This is a genomic window from Burkholderia sp. SIMBA_051 (genome assembly GCF_046534915.1).
Classification (GTDB): Bacteria; Pseudomonadota; Gammaproteobacteria; order Burkholderiales; family Burkholderiaceae; genus Burkholderia; species Burkholderia ambifaria.
Genome location: NZ_JAWRXS010000125.1, coordinates 1 through 325 on the forward strand (window position 1 = coordinate 1; position 325 = coordinate 325).

Below are 325 nucleotides of genomic sequence, written 5' to 3' on the forward strand. Positions count from 1 at the left end.
ATTTGCGGCGCTGGCTCGCCGTCTTCTTCCGGAACCGGCTCGACGCTTTGGACGGCGGGCGGCTGGACGCTCTTGATAACAACGTGCGGTTCGGAGCCTCGCACAGGCGCACTGCGTTGCTCCGTGTGGGAACCACTGGTCATGCCTGTGCCGACGTTCGAGGCCGTGGTGTTTGCGCTCTTAAGGATGCCGTGCGGATCGAACAGAAACACGGCCGCAGACGAGTGCGTGTCGGCGCCGCCAACCAGTGACCCGATGAACGGAATATAGCTTTCGGGGTGGGGGCGCGACGTCACGTAGGTGTAGACGAGCAGCGTCGAGCCGT

At 63.7% G+C, this 325-nt stretch carries 1 pseudogene; it reads right to left on the minus strand.

Annotated elements, in window-relative coordinates:
* A pseudogene (locus SB771_RS33850) lies at positions 1-325 on the minus strand (hypothetical protein); the annotation flags it as partial.